Genomic DNA, 23,576 nt, shown 5'->3' on the forward strand with positions numbered 1-23,576 from the left:
GGCGCCGCTATTCGACGTTCACGAAGTCCGTCCCCGATCTGCCAAAGGTCTCGGGGCTGTACATCTCTTCCGCTTTAGCCGGCGGTGCTACAAACCGTCCCGGCGTGGTCGCACGAGCGACGTAGGTATAGCTGTAAACACCTTCCCAGAGCAGCGATGCGAATGCCTCGGCACGCTCATCGCGGAAATTCTGATGTTCGAACCAATACTGCCGCCACCAGTAGGTGTTCCGTCCGATAGAAGGACTTCCGACCTCGATAACGCCGGTGTTGCCGCCTTTATCGCGAGGGATAGACTCTGTAACCGCGAGCGATGGATTGAGTATCTCGAGTCCCGCGGGCAGATTATCGACAAGTGCGACGTGATAACGACGCGCCTGTGCGACCATCGTAAGACGCACCCGAACTCGGGCTCCCGAACGTATCGTCCAGCTTCCGTCGGCATTCTGGCGAACATCATCTGCATTATCGACGGCCTCATATTTTCGAATGACGGTAAATCCGTAGTCCGCAGGATCAAGCTTGAGATTCTTCGGCGCGTATTGCATGCCGATGCGGTAATAGAGCCGCCCGGCCCCTTGCCGGTCGATGATCAGATCCGAAGATCCGCCCTGCGCTACCAAGTAGCTCATCGGGATATTCAGTTGATTCGAATCGACCGAACGTCCCTTGAAGATCTGCTCTCCTGCATATGTCGAGCCAAGCCAAACGCGAGCCACGAAATCGGGCGTGACCTTTTCGAAAGCATTAAAATACTTGTCGAGTGCCAGCAGGATAAAAACATTCTCCTGCGTCGAGCCCCAATGGCCTTTTGTTCGGTTCGCAAGCAGGCCGCGGACAAGCTTGGGAATAAGATCGTCAACGGAGGCAGCATATGAAGCCTCCGCATTCTCACGCAGCTTGATCAATGCTTCGAGTAATACGCCGTCGGCACGCCTATTTGAGTGCATGACCAACCAGCCACCGTCGGAATACTGCGTGACGAAGTTCGCCGCCGCCGCGGTTTCCGTAGTGCGGTTGAGCAGGAATCGAACGCTCAATTCAACATCCTCGGTCGCGCCTTTATCTTTAGCCAACACTGAAAGCACCCAGCCGAGAGCCTCAAACGGCATCTTCTCAATGGTCGCTTCACTCAACAGTTTACGAGCCTTCGCCGCATCGCGGTCGCCCATCATGTCGCGGATGTATAGGGCATAAGCCGATATTGTCCATCGAACCTTCGGCGAGCTGCGATACCACTCATTGTTGAAGTACTTCTCAACATCGCGCAGATACGGCTTTGTGCGGTTGAGCATCTCGTCCGGTACCTTGTAGCCTTTTGATTTGGCCAATGCTAATGCGTGGGCGACATGCACCGTCAGGAACGGATACTCGTAGCGTTCGCGGTCCTTCTTCCACAAACCGAAACTGCCGTCGCTGCGTTGTCGAGACTGCAATATCTCGATATCACGTTTGAACTGAGCCTCAAGCTGCTCGGCGGTCGGTGTTTCCTTTGCCTTGAACGCCTGCAGCACGTCGCGGAGTGCCGCGGTCGAGATCATCCTTGAAGCGATCTGCTCGGAACACGCATAAGGATACTTCGCGAGATAAATAAATGCGTCTGTCAGTTCCTGAAGCTGCGTCGAACTGGTCGTCACCTCAAGCCCGCCGAACTGCGGATAAACATCGCCCGGCGTTTGTACCGGCTGGAAGATCGCACCGTTCTTGTCTGTCGTTCCGTATGTCGCAAACGCCTCGGTCGTCGCCGGCGTCCATACCGGAAGCGATATCTCAGCCGCGTCGGAATGCTTGCCGCTGGTGACGGCGAATTGAAATCGTGCTGTTCCCGCTTTGATAGTTGATGCAGGGAAACGCAGCTCTTCACGACTATTCGCTTTTACGACAACGCGTTTTCCGGCCGTCTGTACCGCATCGCTTCTGTCAGTGAAAGCAGCGTTCGATGCGCGAACCGCGACATCCACGGCCATATCCTGATCGGTCTGATTTTGGATAACGACAGGAAGTTCTATGCGGTCGCCGAAGTTCATGAATCGCGATGCCGAGGGCCGCACCATCAGCGGCTTGCGGGCCGTGATGTTCGATTCGGTCTTGCCGAAACGCTTGCCCTGATCTACCGAAACCGCTGTGATGCGATAGCGCGTCAGATTGTCGGGAAGCTTCACGTTCACAACGGCACGGCCGTTAGAATCGGTCTTGACCGACGGGGCAAACAGGGCGAGTGCATCGAAATTCTGACGAAGCTCAATAGCTTCCTCACCGGAACTTTGGCCATCGAGTGACATTTCAGAGCGCTTCATTCTGGCGTCATCTCTCATCTCTGCTGCCATCGGCGGCGCGGCCGCCGCAACGCCTCGGCCTGCACCCGTATTTGCAGATTCGGCAAGTGCTTGAGCTGCTATGTCCTTCGGATTTCCCAGCAGAATGTAACCTCTCGAACGGAAGTCGTTAACACCCTCGCCTCGGGCCGTGTAAAAAACTGACACCGGATCGGCAACGGTGTATCGCGTTAGCGCCAGCACACTCTCGTCCACTACTACAACAGCAACCTCGCTGTTTGCGACCGGTTCGCCGCGGTGATCGGTGACGGCGACGTTCAGCTTTGTCTCGCCGCCGGGCGTGAGCGTTTTGTCAACGGGATCAGCGGTAACCCTGAGCTTTCGCGAAGCGGTAGAGACGGAAAGATCCAAGCCGCCCGAAGCGAATGCCGGCCGCCGCGGCAGCTTGTCGTCGGGCTCGCCGGCGTCTGTCATTCGCGGTGCTGAGCCGGTCAGGTCCACTTGCGCGTGGATGTTCGGCAGATAGCGTTCTTCGATAGGAATACGGAGCGTGATCGACGAATCCTTAATCGTGAACCTCTCGGTCTTAACAATTCCGTCGCGGCGAAGCGTCAACACGCCCTCGGCAGGTGCGAACGGAGCAATGACGAGCAATTCTGCCGTCTCGCCGGGTGCAAATTCCTTCTTCGAGGGAATAATTTCGACCTCTTCCTGCTCGACCTCGCGTTTCGGCGGCGTCTTGCCGCCGGGAACCCAGATCGTGAATTCGCTCTGGTTGAAACGCTCGCGGTCGTCCATAACGGTCGCCGTTATCGTGTAACGTCCACCGGCTTTCGCCACAAACTCACATTTCGAAGGCGTCTGCGAAGACCTAATATTGCAGGTCTGATCATCGACCGTCACTTCCTTCCACGAACCCGCGTCAAAACGCCAGTCCTTCAGCACCGCTTTGATCTCGACATCGCAATTCTCGACGAGGTTACCGTCGATATCCGCAACGATAGATTCGATGATCATCTTTTCGCCCTTTGGGACGAAAGTTCGCTGCGTTTTGATGCCGACATAGAGCGACGCGGGATGCACGAGCAGCGAGGTTGAGCTCGCCCAGGTCTGACGATTGACGTCCTGGACCGAAGCATTTGCCGTGATGGCGTATGGCCGCGGCGGTTTAACAGAATCAAAGTCAACCTTGAGAATGTGCTTGCCCGAAGCGTCCGTTACGCCTTTGAAACTCTGCGAGGAACCGCCGCCAAAACCGGGCCGCCCAAAACCTCCGCGGTCGTACATTCTCCACCATGGTATCCACGTTCCGAATATGAAATCGTCACGATTCGGCGGTGTATAGTTGGTCGCGGTCGCGGTAACGACCCAATTCGTGTCAGCATTTGCCAGCGGGCCGCCGGCGTAATATTTCGCCTCGACGGAAAGCATGGCGTTCGCGCCGACAAAATGCGGAGCTTCGGTTTCCACCTTTGCAGACACTTCAAATTCGGGGCGTCGAAACTCTTGTATCTGGAACTGGTGCGACGTGCTGCTGCCGCCGTATTTTGTTGTTGCGATCAGATCGATCCGTGCGTTACCCAGATTCGCATTGTCAGGCAGTTTGAACTTCAGATCGAACGCTCCAAAGGCGTTGAGATTGCCCTCGCCTTTGGCGATCTCGTTATTTCTCGGATCCTTGACCGACCAAGAGAATCCCGATACTGCATCGCCCAGGCCCTGCACGTCACCAAATTTTCCGCCCGTGATAAGTCGGATATAGCCTTTGACAGCAACCTCTTCTTTCGGCTTGTAAATTCGCCTGTCGTCGAAAACGAACCATCGGAGCGAGTCGGATTCGGAACGCTTGTACCAGGTTCCCGTGTCTTGCCAATAGTAATCAGCGTTTTCCGGCAGGAACGCTACGTCTTTGCCTTTGCGTGCAACCAAATAGTTCTGGCCCTTGCTTGCCGCGGTTGTAGGCAGCGGCAGCCGCAGTATTCCATTCTCTCCGGTTCTGTCGGTTTGAGATGTTTCGATGGTCTCGGTCGATACGCGGTTTCCCTGCTCATCGGCGGCGGCAAATTCGTCGGCCTGGCTGCTGCCCCAGCTTGTCAGCCAGTTCCAAGCACGCGTCAGATAACCGGGCTCTTCGGGCTGAGCCGACGTGTCAAAGGAAAATGCAGCTTTGTCAGGGCCGATACTCAGATCAACGCCCGTGATCGGTTTGCCGGTCTTTAGCTCCGTCACAAAAGCGACGAGCTCTTGGCTGTCAACAAAAGCGTCGAGCCCGATCTGCGTCGCCTGTATCCATTTCACAATACGCGTTCGGTCGTATTGATCGCGTTTTACTGTCGGCTCAATGTCGACGATGACATTACCAAATCCGCCATCGAGCGCCGACGTGAGTTCGATGTTCGTTTCGACCATCTCGTCGGGTTTTGCAGCGATCGGGATGACCTTGTCGAAAACCAACCGGCCCGGCATCGCAGGTTTGCGGCCGTCGTCATAATTCATGTATCGGACATACTGCTGAAACGCTTGCCAATCGTCGGGCCCGACCTTGTACATCCGCACCTTTGCATTACGGTGATTGGTCGAATAGATAGAAAAGCCGGGCTTTCCGAACGGATCGACAACAAGCATCTGCTGCCCTTGGGCAAACATAACCGCCTCGGCAGAGCCGATATTTATCGTTGCAGACGCCGGAGTGCCCAGCTCTTGTCCGTAGATGTCGGCGAGAGTGCCGTCAACTGTGATCCTGTAAGCGGTCTTCCCTTTCTTCGTGCCCTGGATGTAAATGTAATTTCCGGACGGATAGATATTCGCGTCTTCGATCGCGGGCTCGATCTTCACCAATTTCTTGTCGAATTTAGAAGGATCGATAGAGTTCGAGAATTGTATTTGCCACTGCTCAAAGGGCGAGCAGCTGCGATCATTGCTCCATCCGCATTGTGCCCGGACGAATTTCATCGGTCCGAATGTCCTGAAGCCGAAAGACTGCGGTGCACTGGTCGTCAGCGACCCCTCGGCCGAAGGTGTTCCCTTCTCGATAACGACAGATATCTGTGAATCGCCGGGCAATGCGTTTTCCGTTGAACCGTCAGCATTCACAGCACGAAACGCCAGCCAGCGGCCCGAATGGGCCTGCTTGCTGTAATATGAGACCGTGCTGTCAGCGTCGATCTCAGCCTGTGCAGCAAGGCGTAGTGCCAGTCGCTTTCCGCCGCCCGTTGCATTGATCATTCTGAGAACCGCTTCAGGATTGATCGCCTGATCAAATGCCGCGAACATAAGCACGTTTCGACGAGTCGTCCCGCCGTTCGGAAACATTTGAATCGCTTTCGGCGGCGGCGTGGTGAATGTCCACGAGAAGTCCTTTTGCAGAACCTGTCCTGTTGCAGACTTGGTTCCGGCCGGAACGCGTGCCGTGAATTTCGTAGCCATCGGGAAACGCTTGTCCGTATCGAACATCAGCGTCCGCGTGCCGAGCCAACGCCACCTTCCCTCGACCTGCGGCGAGATCTCAACCGGCGCATATTTCGCTGCTTCATCCTGCGAAGTGACTGCCACCATCGGCTGCGAGAATGTGATCGAAAGGTCCGGAGCGAGCGAAACTTCGCCTTCAGGCGAGAAACGTACAACTTCGAGAGTCTTCCCATCGCCCCGCACGGGACGCGTCGGCGCATCTCCATCGGCAGGAAACTTGACCGGCACCTTTTCGCCGGTTTTCGGCGCAGGCAATGTTCCGGCGCGTTTCTGAAAGTCCGACGTGTCATCCCGATCCTGTTTGATCGCGGGAAGCCTGCCGAGCAGGCCCGACGTTTGACCATCAGACAGTGGATCAGTAGCAGCAGGCGTCTGAACGGTGCGTGGTTCGGGCGAATCGACGCCTTCGCTTAGCCTGAACGTCAGGCCGCCAGAGGTATTTTGCAGGATCTCATCCATGGTCTTGCCCGACGTGCGTCCTTGGGCGATCGATGCCATCGGAGCAATGTGGCCGATATAAATTGCGACAAAAAGCAGATAGGAAATTGTCTTTTTCATTATGACGAACTCTCAACGAAATATTAGTTGAACGGGCCAAGGCCCCGCTCTCAAAGGTTAGAACGCCTAACAATGAAACTTCTTGCGTCAAAAGTCTTCAAGGATACACAGCGCCGCTTCCATGCCGCCCTGTGTGATATTCACCAGTGAGCCGCCGCCCAGCCGTACCATCGCTCCGTCAACATCACCATTGAAAAGATATGGATCAAGGTCGACATTCAGGCTTTCGATGGCAGCAGTCCCGTCCGCGTAGATCGGAATATCGGTACGTTCGACAGCTACGCGTTCCTGCACGATGAAGTGATCGTTCAGTGCGGATTCGATCGCAGTATCCCATTCGGCAGCGTCGGATTCCCAGCCGAAACTTATGCCGTGGCCGCCGTAATCGTCGTTGGGCTTCAGAATGAACCTTTCGCGATACCCTCTGATCAGATCAAGGAGCGCGACACGGCCGCCTCGATATGTGGTCGAAACGTCCGCCAGACGGCGCGTCCAGGGAATATGCTTCGCAATTGTCTCTCGTTGTTCCGATGTAAAAAGATGGGCAAAACGATCATCGGTAAGAATGGCAAATCCCGACTTTTTGTGCGGGATCTTCGAACGGAAGGAGTTGATCATACAGACGCTGCCGCTGTTCAGAGCGTCAAAAAGAGCATGGCCGTCGCGGAATTTTTCGAGAAACTCGTGAATTATGATGCGTTTGAAAAAAACATCAACAGTGCGGCCGCGGGCTGATAGCACCTCGTCCGAATAATCCATTTCTCGCGGATCGCAGATAAAAGCCGACATTCCTTTCGACTCGAAATGTGCCGCAAGCAGATGAAACTCAGCCTCTGTGTCCACACCCTCCCAATCTACAATGGCGACTGTTGGACTGCTTTCCTGACCGCCGAATTCGCGATATGCACTTTCGACAGCGGTTGAGAGGCTCTCAAGAGGATCGGGAAAATAGTGCGGAACCTCGCTCAGAAATCTTTCGACAGTAGATATCGACCGAACGAGCTTCGCAAGCGAACGTTGGTCGCCTATGCCCGCCGGGTTTTCAGCATTATATTCAAGAAAAGCGAAGCCGTCGGCAGAAAGGAACGTATCGAGTCGGCTGTTGACCGAAACTGCTTCATAACCCGGGTGGAGACGGGCCCATTTTTCCTCGTCCTCGGTAAGCCCTAGCTCTGCAAGGATCTCGGGGTCGGCGAGTGCCGCTTCGGTCATTCGGTTAAACGCGCCAAAGACGGATCTTGCCGCCTTTTGGATCTCAACGTATCGCGAAGCTTCGAGAAAATAAGGACGCAGGAACGGCGCGATCGGACGGTCGCCGTGCATTATGCCGAGATCACGCTGCATCTCGGTCAGCTCGTCGTGAAATGCCGCATCGTTTCCGTGCTCTCGAAGAAGCGACGCGTCAAGTTCAGCGACAAGTTCTCGCATTTTCTCTCTCATTTTATTTGTTTCAAAAGGTGCACTTATTAATTTTAATTTATCGCACTATACGCCTCAAACAAATCCTTCTTTTACGGCACGCGTCCCTCGAAATGCTTCAATTATGCGATTTTCCTGATATACTTAGTCAGTTCTTGCAACTTTGCCGCACAGCGTCTCGTAGAGATTCTGGTGGTACGATGATGTTCAAACCACATTTAGAGGAGCGAAATAGAAATGGGATTGTGGCAACGAATTAAGAGGGTCTTCAGGGCCGGCACAGGAGCCGCTCTCGATAAGATCGAAAATCCGGAACTCGTCCTCCAACAGACGATCCGCGACATGCGGGATCGGGTGCCCGAATTGAACAATTCAGTGGCACAGGTGATGGCGACGGAACGCCTGCTTCAGAAGAATCAGGAGAATCTCGAAAAGCAGGTCGTCGACCTGGACTCGAAGATCAAGGCCTCGGTCAAGATGGGCCGCGACGACATCGCGACCGCGTACATTGGCCAACTTCAGCAGGCACAGCTTGACCTTGAACGCACATCTGCACAGCTTGAACTCGCATCTTCAGCCAGCAAGAACGCATTGAAGGCACGCGACAATTACGTGCTGAACATGAAGAAGAAAAGCGCCGAGGCGATGCAGCTCATCAGCGCCGCCAAGCAGGCGAAGCTGCAAGAGCAGCTCGCCCAGACGATGGACAGCTTCAACATCGGCGACGACGCATCCACATTCAACGAGATGCGCGAAAAGATCGAACGCCGCGTTGCTGCCGCCGAAGCGAAACTCCAGCTTGGCACTTCATCGGTCGATAATCAGATGGCAGACATCGAGCGTGAAGCCATGGATATTCAGCTGCAGGACAAGCTTCTGTCGTATAAGCAGCAAATGGGGCTGCTGGGCGAGGCGAAGCCTGTCGGCCAGATCGAAGCAGGGTCTGACGCGACCGAGGCTGAGGTCGTTGAGCCTGCAATTGAAATCGAGGACGAGGAATCCGGACACGCGGCCTGAATTTCGCCGTAAACATTCATCACGAACGACGCATCTAAACTGTTTATGGCCGACCTCGCGAAGATCGATCAAAGTATCGAGCGATTCAACGAAAGCTACGCGAAAGCCGCGCTGAAGGAGCCCGTTAATTTTTGGGGCCTCGCGGGTTTTGCGGCGGCGGCTGCCTTCACAGGCAGCGTCATACCGCTTTTGATCGCCCTCTTTGTCGAAGCGGTATATCTGATCGTAGTACCTAATATGCCCGCGTATCGGCGTTTTGTTCAGCAGCGTGAGCGTCAGCGGTTGCTTGAGGCACAGACAGCGACACGCGAGAATTTGATCAAATCGTTTACGCCGCGTGAGCGTGAAGCCGTAGAATATCTCCGCTGGCTGAAGAACAAGATCCAGGAGAACTATCGCAAGTTCACAGGTGCGGGCACATTGCCTTCGAACCTGCAGGCACTAGACCAGCGTTGGGAAGATTTTGTTGATCTCCTCGATGTCTATCGCCGTAGGAAACAGCACCTGAAAACTATAAATCGCCAGGCCGTTCACAATCAGCTATCGCAGGCATTTCGTGCGGCGGAATCTGCAACGGACGAAAAGACCAAGCGAATTCAGCAGACGAACGTAGAAATTCTCAAACGCCGCATCGCATCGTTCGAGGAGATCGAAAGGAGTGTAAAGCTTGTCGAAGGTCAGCTTCAGTCGATCGAGAATTTCTTCAGCTACCTCAATGACGAGATCGTAACGATCTCAACGCCCGAAAAATTCTCATTGCTTGATTTCGAGCAGCTTTCGGATTCTATTGCGATGACGAAGCAAATGCTGAACGCGACCGCCGAAGACGTTGGAGCTCTCGACACCTATAACCGGCAGATGGGCAATCTCGAATTGCTGCCCGGGGCGAAATAGGTCATATTTCGAGTGAGGTTTTCGTGTGATCCCACTCCCGCATCCACGCCATAGAGCTGTGGTCCTCAGCAAATACCGAATACCGATTCCAATCGAAAAATCCTGACCTGTCCGGAACGATCCTCATCTCATCGTTCAGCAGCCTCGCGACTCTGCCGTCCGGAAAGAAGTTAAAGTCCGCCTTTCCGTATCTTTCCTGCCGAAGCCTGTGAATTATGGTCGTGAATGTACTTCGGTAAGTGCCTATGAAAGATCCGGAGGCGGCACAGATCAGTTGATTCAGAACGGTAAGTGCATTGAAATCAGTAAATGGAAGAGTGGCGTAGCTGTCGCGAAATTCATCAAAAATGAGTTCGTCGATGAAGATGACCTCTGCACCGGCAAATATCTCCTCGAAAGTCGCCTTTTCATCGAGGCCGTCAGTTGCGATCAGTACCGGAAGTTCCGGATCGGCTAGGTTTGCCTTTACGAAATCCCTGAACCTCGGACCGTCAACTGAGAATTCGTCCTCGGCGTAGTTGGTTCTGAAATCGCCAAGTCTTAAATGCACAGCGTTGAATCTGCCGGCCTGCTCGATGATATTCGCTGCCAGTTTTTCCAACGGCTCGATATAACAAATCGCGCAAGCTTTGAGAAGTTCATCTTTTTCTTTCCGCGGTAAGAAATAGAATGTGCTCGGATTGGCAAGTTTTGTGTGCGTCCATTCGATCAGGTCTTTTTCATGCAATTGTTCCCGGATGATCGGAAAACGCCCGAAACCGAAAAAGTCCCACATCATTGTGCCTTCAAATTTGGCACGCATTTCCTCAGTGGTCGCAAAATGACTGTAGAGTAGCTGGAATTCTGCCTTGTTCTCGGCATTTCGATCGATCTCCAAGACGCGGTTTGCCGGAATATCAAGCAGATCGGAAACAAGGCTTCGCTCGCTGTTCATCAGCAAAGCGAATTTGTCTTTTAACTCGGGCTTTAGTGCATACGCCGGCGGCGTTGACGATGGGATCTCAAAGTCGAGAAAGAACGGCCGATCTAGGAATTTCGAGAACGCAACGCAGAATGTGTATGACATTACGTGGGTGTTGAATCCCTCGGTTCCCATTGAAGCGTTCTCAATATAGATCATTTTTCGTTGTCAGAGGCAATGCGCTTGTCATGCCCAAATGGCTGTTCTAGACTATGATTTTACATAAGTCGCGGCCCAAAATAGACCGCGAGAACAAATTAAGAACTAAATAGTAGAGAAAATTGTCTATGAGAAAGGTCGGAATATTGGCAGGACGCGAGGTTACGTTTCCTGAGGCCATTATAAAGAGCATCAACGAGAAAGGCGGCGGCGAAGTAGTTGCCGAAATGGTTACGGTCGGCGGTATTCGGCTTGATGAACCTAAAAGATACGACGTGATCATTGACCGCATATCGCATGAGGTTCCTTATTATCGAGCTATGCTCAAGCGAATGGCGCTTGAGGGAACGTATATCATCAACAACCCGTTTTGGTGGTCGGCTGATGACAAATTCTTCAACTTTTCGCTGGCAGCAAAGATCGGTGTTGCAATACCCAAGACAGTTCTTCTGCCCCAGCACAGCTATATCAAGGACATCGTTTCGGAATCGCTCCGCAACCTTGAATTCCCGATCAAGTGGGAAGAGATCGTCGAATACGTCGGCTTCCCCGCTTTCCTCAAACCGCACGACGGCGGCGGCTGGAAGAATGTGTCAAAGGTAAACTCACTTGAGGAGCTTTTCACTGAGTACAATGATTCCGGCACACTCTGCATGACATTGCAGGAAGGCATCGAATACGATCATTTCGTCCGTTGCTACTGCGTCGGCAAAGAGAAGGTGCTGATCATGCCGTACGATCCTTCGAAACCGTATCTCAGCGGAATGCAGTACGTCGACGTCGACGACTATCTGACACCGGAGCTGCACAAACGCGTAGAGCAGGATGTCATCACCATTTGCACCGCTCTTGGATACGACCTGAATACGGTAGAATTCGCGATCAAGGACGGCATTCCCTACGCGATCGATTTTATGAATCCCGCTCCTGATGCGGAACTCGCTTCGGTCGGTGAGAAAAATCACCGCTGGATCGTTGATAATATGACGGAATTCATTCTCAAGAAATTAGAAGAAGGCTGGGAAAAACCGGAATACCGCTGGTCGGCAATGCTGAATCCGCCGGAGAAAGCGGCGAAAAAAGCTTAGTTTATATTGGAATGCGGTTTTTAGGGGCCTTCGGAAATGCCGAGGGCCTATTTTGTTTCTTCGGAGAACATCCTGTATGGAATGCGACGGCTGAGCATCCCGACACCGACCGCCAGGCCCGACCAAACTACCAGCGAGACCATCGAGATTGCCCAACCGATGTTTGCGATCAGGTCATCTTCGGCGATGACGCCGTATAGAATTGCGGGAAATCCAAGCATCGCGATCCTCAATGCGGATCGCCGGCCTGTTAGGATCTTCTCAAGCAGCCTTACTCTGGCGATCTCCGTTTCAAGATACTCATCATCATTGCTTAGCGAAGCGAAATAATCGGTCTCATTTCTCGACCACCGTTTCAAGGCAGCAGACTCGGTCACCCTATTTGCCGCGGCGAAATGATGTACAACGTGAGCGAGTTTACCTTCACGCAGTGCCAGTTCTGCCATGCCGCGTGCGGCTCGAAAACTCTCGCCCAAATGCGATGAGGCCTTTTTCAGTACGATCGCCGCTCGTTCTATCTCACCGATCTGAAAATACCACTCTCCGACCCGCACCAGCAATTCGCCGTCATCGCCGGCCTGAGATTCCGACCTTCGAAGTGCAGCCAAAGCCCGGCGTTCGAGCCGCGGATCCCGCCGCACGCTCGCAAACGTATAAAGACACCTACCAAAATCGAACAACAGACGCGCATCCTTTGGCCTTTGAGCGAGACCCCGCCGAAATGCTTCCAGAGCCTGCAGAAAATTCCCGGAAAGCCTAAGACCATTCGCCAAGACACTCAGTTGAGATACATCGCCCGCAGATGCAGACCCTTGTACAGATGCCTCTCGCGGCGAATGCCGCGTGCGAACGGCTTTCAGAGTATCCTCGAGTACCTCAGATGAAGGTATCTTGAATTCTTCAGCCAATGCAGTGAGTTCTTTGGGGTCACGGAGATGATCGCGAAGTTCTATGGACCGATGGTCGAGGATATCTTCGTTCAGTAAGGGCAACAACTTCGACAGCAGCTTTCGATAGCCGTCCCCGCCGGAAGATACAGATATCTCGAGACCGCGGCCCCTTATAACGGTACGATATCGGTAATACACGGCACCGCCGCGTCTAAGAGCTCGTGTCGCGTGCGTTTCAACCTGTTCAATATCACGGTATTTGAGCGTATTTCGAGAACGATTTAATGCAGACCACACTCTGGGCACGAGTCCCGTCCGCCGCAGCCGCCTGCCGTCAAAAACGATGCGGTCGCGAAGAGCAAAAAATGGCACGATGATCCAAGAGAAAACAAAGAGAGCCATTCCCGCCGGGTCGTTCTCGAGATAAAAGAAAAATGCTGACAGGAAACTTCCCATCAGCAATACAGTGAAATAGTTGTGAGGCGAGACCCGAACCGATGCCCGATCTGAACTTACGTCCGACGCTGTTCTTAGTGTTCGGTTCTCAACCGTGGTCATGAACCAAATTATAGTATCTATTGGAGAGAAATTCCCGGCATTCCGCCAAAAGGATTCTCAGGTGTAGGTTCGACGATCTCCTTCGCCCGTTCGGGAGCTATCTCTTCAAGCCTCTTCTTTGACTCAGTCGCGGAATCGCTGAACAGCTTAGGCTTGCCTTCTGCGTCCTTCAGTTCACTCGCGGCCTTTGCGATCTCAAAGTAAATATCGGCGGCCTCACCGGCTTTTCCTTGTTTCTCGAGAACCTTAGCGAGTTCGAACTGTATGGTCTCCTTCGCAACTATCGGGTCATCTGCTGCCGCTAATTCGCGCAGCAATGCCACGGCATCATCATAACGCCCGTCAGCTATCCGTGTCTGAGCAAGAGCGAACTTCGCCAAAGTGCCGGAAGGCGATCTTGACTGCGAGATCGCCTCGAGTTCAGTGATGGCCGCGGCGCGGTCCACGTAAAGCCGGTTCACGGCAATGAAATATTTTGCCTTCTCTGCAATGGCACCGCCGTATGTTGCAGCGACGCTCTCGAATTCGGCTATCGCAGCCTCGGCCCGCTCCTTTTCCGACTTGTAACTCTTTTGATTTGAGCCGGCCAGCGGCCCGGCCTCATTGATCTGAGCTTGGGAGGTCTCAATGGCCTTGCCCAGAGCCGTCTGAGCGGCGGCCTCAGAACGTTTGCTGTAATTGAACCAAAGAGCTACCAGTATCGCCAGAACTGCCAGAGCTGCAACGCCGTAGAGTATCTGACGCCCTCTGCCCTCGAAAACCTTGCCGGCCTCTTCGATTTTAGGAACGACCTTTTCGTGAAGCGGGTTTATATAGACCTGCTTTTCCTTAGGCGTCGCGGCGGCGGCCTCTAATTGTTCAAATCTGCGTTTTTTTCGAGCCATCGTTAAAAAATTGCAATCTTTAGTGCCTTAGCGCGTTATATTGAGCAGGAGAACGGCTATTGGCCAAAAGTGTTAATTTAACCGAATTGAAGCAGAAGGGCAAACATGATCGAGGCAAATCCACAAGGCAAAAGCCCATCCTACTTAGGGATCGGTAAAAATTTCTGCCGAAGCTTGGGAACTTTTTCCTGTCTGCGGTGTCTATTAATTTGAGTTCGCCTGAAAAGCGAACCCGGCAATTTGACCGCTGACCCACTGACGTCAGCATTTTTGGGGCTTTCGATGACCTTTGGCAAGTCACTCACCTTAACCGAAAAGGATCTCGGCAGCTCCGGGGCGGAAGAGGCGGCTCGCTTGGATAACGAAAGGCCGGCATATATTGAAAAATTACGTTCGGGCGACGAAAATGCGTTCGAAGAGATGGTGACACGGTATTCCGGAGACGTTTACGGGATGTTGTACAGGCTTACTTCTAACAGCGAAGAAGCGGCGGACCTAACCCAAGAGACGTTCCTGAAGGCTTTGGGAGCCGTTCGGAAGTTTCGTGGTGATTCGAGCCTGAGAACCTGGCTGTTCAGGATCGCGATAAACGAATCACGAAACCGCAATCGCTGGTGGAAACGCCGCCGACGCGATGCAACGCTTTCGCTCGACGCGGCTATCGGCAACTCGGACCTTACGGTCTCAGAAACCATCGCTGATCCGTCCGAGACCGCGGAAGACGCGACGCTTCGGAGGGAACGCGAGAACGCTTTGGAAGCAGCATTGCTCGACTTGCCGGAGATATATAGAGAGGCGGTCATTTTGCGGGATGTAGAAGGCCTCAGTTACGAAGATGCGGCCGCCGCGCTGGGCGTAACACTCGGAACCGTGAAATCAAGGATCGCCCGCGGTCGAGAGGAACTGAGGAAGAGGTTGAAAGGTTTTTGACAATTGAATGAATGGTTTTCCCGCCCCGAAAGATCCGAATTGACTCTTTAGACATCGGTGCCAAACGATGGGTCAAAAGGAACGAACAACGGGAACCTGAGATCTCGGTATATGAACGATGGCCGTTTGACACGACCAACAGCAAAAGGCCAACGCCAAGACCGGGAAGAAAGTTACCGCTTATAGCCGTCCGCCGAGCGGCGCGACGGCCGGGGCGAGAAAGCCATTCATTCAAGATCAGGTGAACGATATGCATTGTTCAGAGGTTCAAAAAAAATTAGCGGAAGAAGATCTTACAGCAGAAGTTAAAGCCCACATCGCAGTGTGCGGGGTTTGCGGTGAAGAATTCGAGGTGCTGAACGCGGTCTGTTCGGAACTTAGCACTTTACGGCGACCTGCAGTTCCCGCGGGGCTTAACATGGCCATCATAGATGCCGTGCGGACCGAAAACGCCCGTGCACGCGGCCGCATGATCCCGATCTCGACATCAGCCCGGGAATGGTTCAAATTCAATATTTTCCCTTACGCGGCAAGTGCAGTTGCATCCATAGTTGTATGCATCGCGTTGCTGGCGTCGCTCAATACGCCGCCTAGTGATGTGGCGATGCAGCAAGACAGAACGATCTTCATCCCCGGAGCGCCGGCGGCCGTCGATCCTCATTCGCTCACTCCGGAAGAATATGCCAAGAGCAGGCTTTTGTTCGCGAGCGAGTCACCAAGCATAAATCCGCAGGGAGCTATCGTCGCGTTATCCAGATCTTTGGTTCGGGGTGAGATGACCGACGACGAGGTAGTTGTCGTCGCGGACGTTTTTGGAAATGGCCTTGCGAAGATCGCGACTATCGTGGAACGGCCTCGCGACCCCGGAACGATGGCGGCCTTTGAGCGTGCGATCGAATCGGGCATCTCTGAGGCCCCTTTCGTCCCTGCTGAGATGGAAAATCGGCCGGAAATTGTGCGTGTTGTATTCAGATATCAGCAGGTGAACGTAAATATCCGCCAAAGCGACCGACGCCGTTCTTAGGCCTGTTCACATCCTGTCGATCTCTGCCTTCAGAGCATTTGCGAGCTTTTCGTCAAGCTGCAGCAATGCCTGATACTGTCCCATCGCCCCGGCCCTGTCCTTTTTCCTTGTGTAGATAATGCCCAGGTTGTAGCGAGCCTTTGTGAACTTTGGGCTGATCTCCAAACAACGCAGATATGCAGCCTGTGCCTTGTCACGCTGATTGTCTGCAAAGTAAGCATTTCCGAGCAAATACCAGCCGTCGGCGTAATCAGGACTTTCAACAACAAAAACTTCCAGTCCTTTTACGGCCTGCATATATTGACGCGTCGCCTCGATAGTTTTGCCTGTCAGGTTCAACGCACGGCCAAGATAAAAATGGGTCTCGCCGTCACCCGGTTTCAGTCGGAGAGCTGTATTGCAGGCTGAAATGGCCAGATCATATTGCTTCGTATCGTTGTACGCTCGGCATAGATTTGTATAGCCCATGTGCTCATTTGGAAGCAGAAGCACCGCCGCCTTCCCTGCATCGACAGCATCGGCTGACCGATCTGCAAGACTGTAATACCAGCTGAGGTCGGTATAAATGCCGCCGTCGTTCGGGAATACTCGAAGAGCAGACCTTGCAACATCGATGGCCTCATTCAGCCTGTTTTCAACCCGCAGCACTTCTGCCAACCTGCGATATGCTTCATACATATCTTGTTTGGCGCCGATGGATCTTCTGTACGCTTCGATCGCCTGCGTGTAGCGCCGCTCTTTGTGGTGGGCATCGCCGAGCAGAAAGAACGCGCTTCCCGGCGAAAGTGAACCTTTTTGGATCGACATTTCGGCGTACTGCTGCTGAGCTTTCACATCACCGGTCTGATACGCGCATAGTGCTGCGGAATAAAATGCATTACCGTCATTCGGATCAATGGCCGTCGCTTTTACATAAGCTTCTAAGGCCTTAGCATGATCCTTCCTAGCGAACAGAACATCTCCGCGTGCCTTCCAAAATGCCGCATCGTTCGGAGCAAGCTTTAATGCCGCGTCGATATCCATGAGGGCGAGGTCATAACGCTCCTGCTGCTGATAAACAAAGTACCTTATACGAAAAACATCAAGCGGTTTATGCCCGAGGGTCAGAGCGGTGGTGAATGAATTTGCCGCCAAGGTCAATTCATTGCCGCAAACCGTCCGCTTTGCAGCTGCGTCGGAAGTGATCGCGGCCCGCCTTGCTGCGTCATTTTCCGACTTTTGCTGAGCCTCTATTTCCTTAACGGCCTTATCGCACTCCTGAAAAAGATAGTAATGAGCCGATCCGCGCCAAAAATTCGAATGTGCATCGTTTGCTACCAGAGAGAGAGCCTTTGAATAGTCATCTGACGCCGCACGGTAACGCTTTTGCTGAAATGCCTTATCTGCCTGCTCCCGGAGCTTCTTTGCCTGATCACGGTCCTTCCGCGATTGTGCATCCGCCGAGAAAGCTCCCAGAACAAAAACTGTGATAACAAAGGTCGCGAACTTTTTCATACGTATTTGGCCTCTCCGGACTACTGCATTATTACCGTCCGGTCATCGCCGGACTTGGGTTTTGGCGTGGCTTTTGGTGTTACGGGTTTTGGTTCCCTGCCGGCGACATCACGCTGTTGAGTTGTGGCGGGGCGGGGCGCCGGGCCTGCGGGCTTGTTTGCAGCGGGTTTGCGATCCTCAGCTACAGTGTTCGAATTTGACAGGTCAGTCTTGGCGGCCTCGGGTTCCGAAGCTTGCTGTTGCGGTTCTGCAGTCGGTTCGGGCGTAGGCTGTGCCGCAATATTCGGGGCAACGACAGGCGAAGGTGCCGGCTCCGGTGCGGCTGCTCTGTTTAAGGTGTAGTAGTACAGACCAGCGGCCGCCCCTCCCACGACCACGACCAAGCCCGCGATCCCAGCGAGGATCATCGCCACCAGTTTACCTCCCGAGCCCTTCTTAGATGTGGAGGCTGAGGCCGTCTGCGGGATCGACGACTTTAGTCCCGCAGCAGCGGCCATGGGTCTTTCAACCTCGGTGTACACCACTACTCGCGAGGCATCAGGCCTCTCAGCAGAATGCGGCGATGTCGGCACCGTCTTTTGCATTTCGGCAGCCGAAGGCTCGTTCGTCGCCGGTGCTGCCTGCTGCGGCGTCACCGGTGCTTGCACGACCGGCAATACCTGGGTTTCGATATGGCTTTGTTGAGCCTGCTCCGTGAGGACGTTTTCCTCCATCACGATAGTTGCGCCGAGATCAACCGAGATCTGGTCGGTGCTCACTCCGGGATCGGTCTCGGTAGCCGGTTGGCCGCCGCCCATTACAAGTGTGGGCGTTTCAACGATCTCACCACCCTGTGTTGAGGTAGAGGGTTTTATCGCCGCCGGTTCGGATGAGGCTCCCGGCATGACGAGTGTCTCGGCTCCGGTCTGCTGTCCGCTCGCATTGAACGCCCTCCTCAATTCACGCTGCATCTCGGCCGCCGTAGCGTAGCGTTCGTCCTGTCTCACGCTAAGTGCTTTCATGAATACGGCCGACACTGCCTCAGGCACCTGCGGATTCGCCACATTAAGAGGAACTACCGGATCGCCCGACCCGCCAAGCATCGCGTCTGCACGCGCCAGAGCATCGGTCGGAATAGTATTCGCCAGCAGTTGATAAAAACTGGCAGCGAAAGAATAGATATCACTTCGCGAATCCGTACCCGACCCGCGGATCTGTTCCATTGGGGCGAAGGCGGGTGAATAGCCCGAGACGCTCGCGGAATTTACAGGACTGTCGCCCTTTCCGGTATCGAAATCCTTAGAGAGGCCAAAATCAAGAAGGACGATATGATTCTCGTCGGTAAGCTTCAGGTTCTGCGGCTTTATGTCCCGATGAATTATCGGCGGCTCGTGTGAATGCAGATAATTCAGTCCGTCGAGCAGTTGATCCGACCAGAACATTACCCAGGAAAGCGGAAACGGCTTTCCGGCGGTCTCAAGACGTTTTGCCAGGTCGTCGCCCGAAATATGCTCCATCACCAGGAACTGTCCGTTCGCGTCTACGAAATGGTCGATGACCTTTGGCAGAACTGGATGCCGAAGGCGTCCGAGCACTTTAGCCTCCCGCTCAAATGCCGCCGCCATAACATCGTCGCCGATCAAGGTCATTCGCTTGATAGCGACGGCACTGCCTAGCCGCTGATCGACGGCGAGATAGACCTCGCCCATTCCGCCTTTGCCTATCTGATGAACCACCAGATAGCGGTTCTGGATCATCGTGTTTGGTGATATTGGTTTCATTGCTCCGACCTACTGCATAAGTTCCGATTAAACTCTCATTGTCTATCAAATGCTACTTCACACGCAATTCATTTTGTCCGACAATTGCCGGCATTCCTTCATGCTGGTAGCAGCGTTTCGGGCCTTTAACGCGCCGGGAGCACGGCGTTCCCTTCTTTGTTTGAGCTCCGCAAAGGTACTTATCTTCAACCGGCGGCATAGGTGCGGCGATATCCGCAGTCTTGCTTGGCGGTGCGGCAACTGTTGGGACCATTCGCTGTTCAGGTACAGCGACGGGTGTTGCAGGCGGCGACGGGGCTTGGTTGATCAGAGCGGACGGAACGCGATCTTGAGGCGGCGGTATCGCAGAAAACCTTCGCGCTTCTTCCCGCCCGTCCGTTCTCGGCTTGATGGAAGTCCTCATTGCGATCCCGATCCCTAGCAGTCCGATAACAATTCCGATGGCGGCCACGACTCTGGGCAGCAGATCTGCACCTTTGTTAATAGACGAACAAAGTTCGCAGAATCTGCGGCTCGCAAAAAGCGGCCAATCGACGCGCATTATGCGTTCACCACATTCGGCACAGAATTTTGGTCGGTAAAGCATCCGTCCCGGGCTTCCTTTCTCTTCTACCGTTGCAAAAACCGAAATTTCTAAAATTAACTGAAAATTATAAACGAACTATCTGTGATTGTTAAGAAAACCGGCGATGCATCTTGTGCTAGGAGGCTGACATCTGTTCCTCCGGCACTTTGCTCCCTGTTTCCCGAAGCAAAAGACAAATACAACTGCCTTTCGCCCAATTGCGTCTTATTGCTAAGATTTTGTTATGCGCTTGTTGCGGTTGCTCCCGGCTATTATTTTTCTGGTCACCTCGACATCCTTCCTTTCGGCGCAGGACGACGATCCCATCAAGGTAGAATCGTCGATCGTGCGTCTAAACGTCGGCGTAGTTGACCGCCGCGGCCGCCCTATCACAGACCTGACTCCGAACCGTTTTTCGATCTTTGAAGATGATGTAGAGCAGCAAATATTGCGTTTTGAACCCGCGGATACGCCATTTTCAGTCGTCATAATGCTGGATATGAGCGGCTCAACGCTAAGCTTTCGGCAATTGATAAGAATGTCGGCATCCAGATTTGTGGACGCGTTATCGCCGAGCGACCGTGTCGCGGTCATTGAGTTCTACGACAAGGTGAATCTGAGAAACGATTTCACTACCAACCGCAGCACGATCTTCAACTCGATCAATGTTGCGAACGGCCGTGGGAAAACACATCTGTACAGAGCTCTCGACCTTGCCTTGGAAAAGCTCGAAAAAGAAAAGAACCGCCGCAAGGCGATCATCGTCCTGACTGACGGTGTTGACACCATCGCTCGTGATGCCGACCGAGAGGCTTTGGAGACATTGCCGGACGGATCGGTTCCGGGCTCACTGAAACCCGACACAAATTTGGAACTTATCCGAATTCTCAACCGGTCCGACGCGATCGGTGCCACCATCTATCCGCTTGCATTGCCCACAGGCGATCCCGGTAAGCTGGCCGACCCCACGCCCCGACAGGTCGAAATGTACTCAGCCGCACGAAAACGGCTCGAACTGCTAGCACAGCGATCGGGCGGCACCATTAATGCCATCAACAGGCTCGAAGAGATGAGCCGCCTGTATGCCGAGGTCGCTGCCGATCTGAAAACGCTCTACACAATTGAATATTCGCCTTCCAACGGCAGACGCGACGGCAAATGGCGTTCGATCAGGATCACCATCGACGACGATGAATTGTTGCCTCGGACAAGGCTCGGATATTTCGCCCGCTGACAGCCTTTTCTTGACAGAACCTTGCCGGGTTTGTAGTCTATTCACTTGCCTGCACCCGTAGCTCAGCTGGATAGAGTGCTTGACTACGAATCAAGAGGTCGCATGTTCGAATCATGCCGGGTGTACCATCCTTTTGAGCCCGATCGCTGTCAGCGGTCGGGCTTTTTCATTACGATGTTCAAACATTTTGTCGAACCAGACATTTACATTTAGAATCGAAGTATAGACTTTCCCGGAGAAACATAAATGAAGAAATACGTTTTAACTTTAGCGTTGATCTCAGCAGCTACTGCCGCTTATCTCGTAATGGAGCCAACTGTTGAGGCGGAGGTAATGCCTGAAGCCGCTGTTTCAACGAATCCCATAATGGAAAAATGGACAGGCCCCTTCGGCGGTGTACCTCCTTTTGACAAAGTAAAGGTCGAATATTTCAAGCCGGCTCTTGAAGCGGCGATGGAAGAAAACCTTCGTGAGATCGACGCGATCACGCGTGTTCGCTCAGCTCCGACTTTTCAGAATACTATCGTCCCGCTTGAGCGGGCGGGAGACATGCTCGACCGCGTCGGGACCGTTTACGGCATCTGGTCCGCGAACATGAGCACGAAGGAATTCGCCGCCGTTCAGAGCGAGATGGCGCCCAAGCTTGCTGCCCATTCCGACAAGATCACGCAGAACGAAGCACTATTCAAACGTATCGAAGCGGTTTACAACTCGCCGCGGAAAAAACGCTTGACGCCGGAACAGCAGCGGCTTGTCTGGCTTTATCACAACAACTTCATTCGATCCGGGGCGAAGCTGTCGGCAGAAGGCAAAGCTCGACTCGCTGCGATCAATCAACAGCTCGCGGGCCTTTTTACCAAGTTCAGTCAAAATCTATTGGGCGACGAGAACGAGCTGTTTGTGAAGCTAGAAAAAGAAGACGATCTCGCCGGTCTGCCGCAATCACTTCGTGATGCCGCTGCGGCTGCTGCGGCCTCGAAAGGAATGAAGGGCGCATGGCTGATACGAAACACTCGCTCATCGGTCGATCCATTCATCACGTATTCTGATCGCCGTGACCTGCGCGAAGAGGTTTGGAAGATGTTCGTCAACCGCGGCGACAATGGCGATGCCCGCGACAACAACTCTATCATCACTCAGGTCCTCAAACTTCGCGTAGAACGTGCAAAACTGCTCGGCTTTTCGACGCATGCCCATTGGCGCCTCGAGAACGCAATGGCGAAAACGCCTGAAAATGCGATGAAGCTGATGGAACGTGTCTGGCCGGCTGCTATCGCCCGCGTCAAGGAAGAGGTCGCTGACATGCAGGCTCTCGCCAACAAAGAGGGAACGGATATCAAGATAGAGCCGTGGGACTACAAGTACTACATGGAAAAGGTCCGCAAGGACAAATTCGACCTCGACGAGAATGAGATCAAGCCGTACATGCAGCTCGATAAGCTCCGTGAAGCGATGTTCATGGTCGCCGGTGAGCTTTTTGACATGACATTCACTCAGGTCAACAATGTCCCTGTCTTTCATCCTGACGTCACTGTCTACGAAGTTAAGAACAAGAAGAGCGGAAAGCACATCGGCCTTTGGTATTTCGATCCGTATGCCCGCGACGGCAAGCGTTCCGGCGCTTGGATGAATGCTTACCGCAGCCAATCGCGGTTTGACGGCGAAACGACGACGATCGTCTCCAATAATTCGAATTTCGTTAAGGGTAAACCGGGCGAGCCGGTACTCATTTCGTGGGACGACGCATCGACGATGTTCCATGAATTTGGCCACGCTCTGCACGGCCTGGCGTCGAACGTGATCTACCCGAGTCTGTCCGGTACGCGTGTAGCTCGTGACTATGTCGAATTCCCTTCGCAGCTGCTTGAGCATTGGCTCGAGACACCGGAAGTACTGCAGAAATATGCTCTACACTACCAGACCGGAAAGCCGATACCGCAAGAGCTCGTCGACAAGATCCAGCGTGCCTCGACGTTCAATCAGGGTTTTGCGACGACGGAATATTTAGCAAGCGCATTGGTCGATATGAAGCTGCATCTGGCCGGTGATGTAACTATTGACCCTGACAAATTTGAACGCGAAACGCTGGCATCGCTCGGCATGCCGAAAGAGATCGTGATGCGGCACCGTACTCCGCAGTTCGGCCATGTCTTTTCGAGCGACGGCTATTCTGCCGGTTATTACAGCTATCTTTGGTCCGATGTGATCACGGCCGATGCATTCGGTGCTTTTACCGAAGGCAAGGGACCGTATGACAAGGCCGTATCACAGCGGATGATAAAGTACATCTTTTCGGTCGGGAACACGATGGATCCTGCGGAAGCGTATCGCAAGTTCCGCGGCCGCGATCCGGACGTTAACGCACTTATGAAGAAGCGTGGATTTCCCGTGAACTAGA

15 protein-coding genes and 1 tRNA gene are annotated in these 23,576 nt (G+C 53.5%); 8 read left to right on the plus strand and 8 right to left on the minus strand.

The features are described 5' to 3' along the window. Positions 1-7: 7 nt before the first annotated feature. Complete coding sequence (locus tag IPM50_01945) at positions 8-6,301, minus strand: hypothetical protein (protein ID QQS33367.1); 6,294 nt, start codon at positions 6,299-6,301, stop codon at positions 8-10. A gap of 87 nt (positions 6,302-6,388) precedes the next feature. Beyond that, a complete protein-coding gene (locus IPM50_01950; GenBank protein QQS33368.1) occupies positions 6,389-7,729 on the minus strand; it encodes a hypothetical protein in 1,341 nt (446 codons plus the stop codon). A gap of 228 nt (positions 7,730-7,957) precedes the next feature. On the opposite strand from IPM50_01950, the gene IPM50_01955 reads away from it, so the two are divergent. Together IPM50_01955 and IPM50_01960 are read left to right on the plus strand one after the other, a co-directional pair. Then, a complete protein-coding gene (locus IPM50_01955; GenBank protein ID QQS33369.1) occupies positions 7,958-8,737 on the plus strand; it encodes a PspA/IM30 family protein in 780 nt (259 codons plus the stop codon). Positions 8,738-8,782: 45 nt separating this feature from the next. Further along, positions 8,783-9,631, plus strand: a complete 849-nt coding sequence (locus IPM50_01960) for a hypothetical protein (GenBank protein ID QQS33370.1) — start codon at positions 8,783-8,785, stop codon at positions 9,629-9,631. Between the two features lies 1 nt (position 9,632). Here IPM50_01960 and IPM50_01965 read toward each other — a convergent pair whose 3' ends face one another. Further along, complete coding sequence (locus IPM50_01965) at positions 9,633-10,751, minus strand: O-fucosyltransferase family protein (GenBank protein ID QQS33371.1); 1,119 nt, start codon at positions 10,749-10,751, stop codon at positions 9,633-9,635. Positions 10,752-10,879: 128 nt separating this feature from the next. On the opposite strand from IPM50_01965, the gene IPM50_01970 reads away from it, so the two are divergent. Then, positions 10,880-11,839 carry a hypothetical protein gene (locus IPM50_01970; GenBank protein QQS33372.1) on the plus strand — a complete coding sequence of 320 codons (960 nt, stop codon included), beginning with the start codon at positions 10,880-10,882 and terminating at the stop codon, positions 11,837-11,839. Positions 11,840-11,886: 47 nt separating this feature from the next. On the opposite strand, the gene IPM50_01975 is transcribed toward IPM50_01970, so the two are convergent. Beyond that, on the minus strand, positions 11,887-13,287 hold the full coding sequence (locus IPM50_01975) for a hypothetical protein (GenBank protein ID QQS33373.1): 1,401 nt from the start codon (positions 13,285-13,287) through the stop codon (positions 11,887-11,889). A gap of 17 nt (positions 13,288-13,304) precedes the next feature. Continuing rightward, the gene (locus IPM50_01980; GenBank protein QQS33374.1) at positions 13,305-14,171 is read right to left on the minus strand and encodes a hypothetical protein; all 867 of its coding nucleotides are present in this window, start codon (positions 14,169-14,171) and stop codon (positions 13,305-13,307) included. Positions 14,172-14,411: 240 nt separating this feature from the next. Between IPM50_01980 and IPM50_01985 the strand changes: the two genes are divergently transcribed. Both IPM50_01985 and IPM50_01990 read left to right on the plus strand, forming a co-directional pair. Further along, positions 14,412-15,101 carry a sigma-70 family RNA polymerase sigma factor gene (locus IPM50_01985; GenBank protein ID QQS33375.1) on the plus strand — a complete coding sequence of 230 codons (690 nt, stop codon included), beginning with the start codon at positions 14,412-14,414 and terminating at the stop codon, positions 15,099-15,101. Positions 15,102-15,519: 418 nt separating this feature from the next. After that, entirely contained in the window at positions 15,520-16,125 is a 606-nt protein-coding gene (locus tag IPM50_01990) for a hypothetical protein (protein QQS33376.1), read from the plus strand. A gap of 6 nt (positions 16,126-16,131) precedes the next feature. Here IPM50_01990 and IPM50_01995 read toward each other — a convergent pair whose 3' ends face one another. The 3 genes from IPM50_01995 to IPM50_02005 are packed head-to-tail and all read right to left on the minus strand — an operon-like array spanning position 16,132 to position 19,965. Then, a complete protein-coding gene (locus tag IPM50_01995; GenBank protein QQS33377.1) occupies positions 16,132-17,619 on the minus strand; it encodes a tetratricopeptide repeat protein in 1,488 nt (495 codons plus the stop codon). A 20-nt stretch (positions 17,620-17,639) separates the two neighbouring features. After that, positions 17,640-19,379, minus strand: a complete 1,740-nt coding sequence (locus IPM50_02000; protein QQS33378.1) for a protein kinase — start codon at positions 19,377-19,379, stop codon at positions 17,640-17,642. Between the two features lie 52 nt (positions 19,380-19,431). Next, positions 19,432-19,965 carry a hypothetical protein gene (locus IPM50_02005; protein QQS33379.1) on the minus strand — a complete coding sequence of 178 codons (534 nt, stop codon included), beginning with the start codon at positions 19,963-19,965 and terminating at the stop codon, positions 19,432-19,434. A 223-nt stretch (positions 19,966-20,188) separates the two neighbouring features. Here IPM50_02005 and IPM50_02010 point away from each other — a divergent pair, with 223 nt between their 5' ends. The 3 genes from IPM50_02010 to IPM50_02020 all read left to right on the plus strand — a co-directional run bounded on the left by IPM50_02010 (position 20,189) and on the right by IPM50_02020 (position 23,575). Further along, on the plus strand, positions 20,189-21,178 hold the full coding sequence (locus IPM50_02010) for a VWA domain-containing protein (GenBank protein QQS33380.1): 990 nt from the start codon (positions 20,189-20,191) through the stop codon (positions 21,176-21,178). Positions 21,179-21,229: 51 nt separating this feature from the next. Next, positions 21,230-21,306: transfer RNA gene (locus IPM50_02015), tRNA-Arg, on the plus strand. A gap of 118 nt (positions 21,307-21,424) precedes the next feature. Continuing rightward, positions 21,425-23,575, plus strand: coding sequence for a M3 family metallopeptidase (locus IPM50_02020; GenBank protein ID QQS33381.1), 2,151 nt, complete (start codon positions 21,425-21,427; stop codon positions 23,573-23,575). Position 23,576: the final 1 nt, after the last annotated feature.

Source organism: Acidobacteriota bacterium, from assembly GCA_016700075.1.
Lineage (GTDB): Bacteria > Acidobacteriota > Blastocatellia > Pyrinomonadales > Pyrinomonadaceae > OLB17.

Coding starts and splice junctions, on each gene's coding strand:
- IPM50_01955 (QQS33369.1), top strand. CDS start 7,958: ATGGGATTGTGGCAACGAATTAAGAGGGTCTTCAGGGCCGGCACAGGA.
- IPM50_01970 (QQS33372.1), top strand. CDS start 10,880: ATGAGAAAGGTCGGAATATTGGCAGGACGCGAGGTTACGTTTCCTGAG.
- IPM50_02005 (QQS33379.1), bottom strand. CDS start 19,965: ATGCTTTACCGACCAAAATTCTGTGCCGAATGTGGTGAACGCATAATG.
- IPM50_02000 (QQS33378.1), bottom strand. CDS start 19,379: ATGAAACCAATATCACCAAACACGATGATCCAGAACCGCTATCTGGTG.
- IPM50_02010 (QQS33380.1), top strand. CDS start 20,189: ATGCGCTTGTTGCGGTTGCTCCCGGCTATTATTTTTCTGGTCACCTCG.
- IPM50_02020 (QQS33381.1), top strand. CDS start 21,425: ATGAAGAAATACGTTTTAACTTTAGCGTTGATCTCAGCAGCTACTGCC.
- IPM50_01975 (QQS33373.1), bottom strand. CDS start 13,287: ATGACCACGGTTGAGAACCGAACACTAAGAACAGCGTCGGACGTAAGT.
- IPM50_01965 (QQS33371.1), bottom strand. CDS start 10,751: ATGATCTATATTGAGAACGCTTCAATGGGAACCGAGGGATTCAACACC.
- IPM50_01945 (QQS33367.1), bottom strand. CDS start 6,301: ATGAAAAAGACAATTTCCTATCTGCTTTTTGTCGCAATTTATATCGGC.
- IPM50_01990 (QQS33376.1), top strand. CDS start 15,520: ATGGCCATCATAGATGCCGTGCGGACCGAAAACGCCCGTGCACGCGGC.
- IPM50_01960 (QQS33370.1), top strand. CDS start 8,783: ATGGCCGACCTCGCGAAGATCGATCAAAGTATCGAGCGATTCAACGAA.
- IPM50_01980 (QQS33374.1), bottom strand. CDS start 14,171: ATGGCTCGAAAAAAACGCAGATTTGAACAATTAGAGGCCGCCGCCGCG.
- IPM50_01950 (QQS33368.1), bottom strand. CDS start 7,729: ATGCGAGAACTTGTCGCTGAACTTGACGCGTCGCTTCTTCGAGAGCAC.
- IPM50_01995 (QQS33377.1), bottom strand. CDS start 17,619: ATGAAAAAGTTCGCGACCTTTGTTATCACAGTTTTTGTTCTGGGAGCT.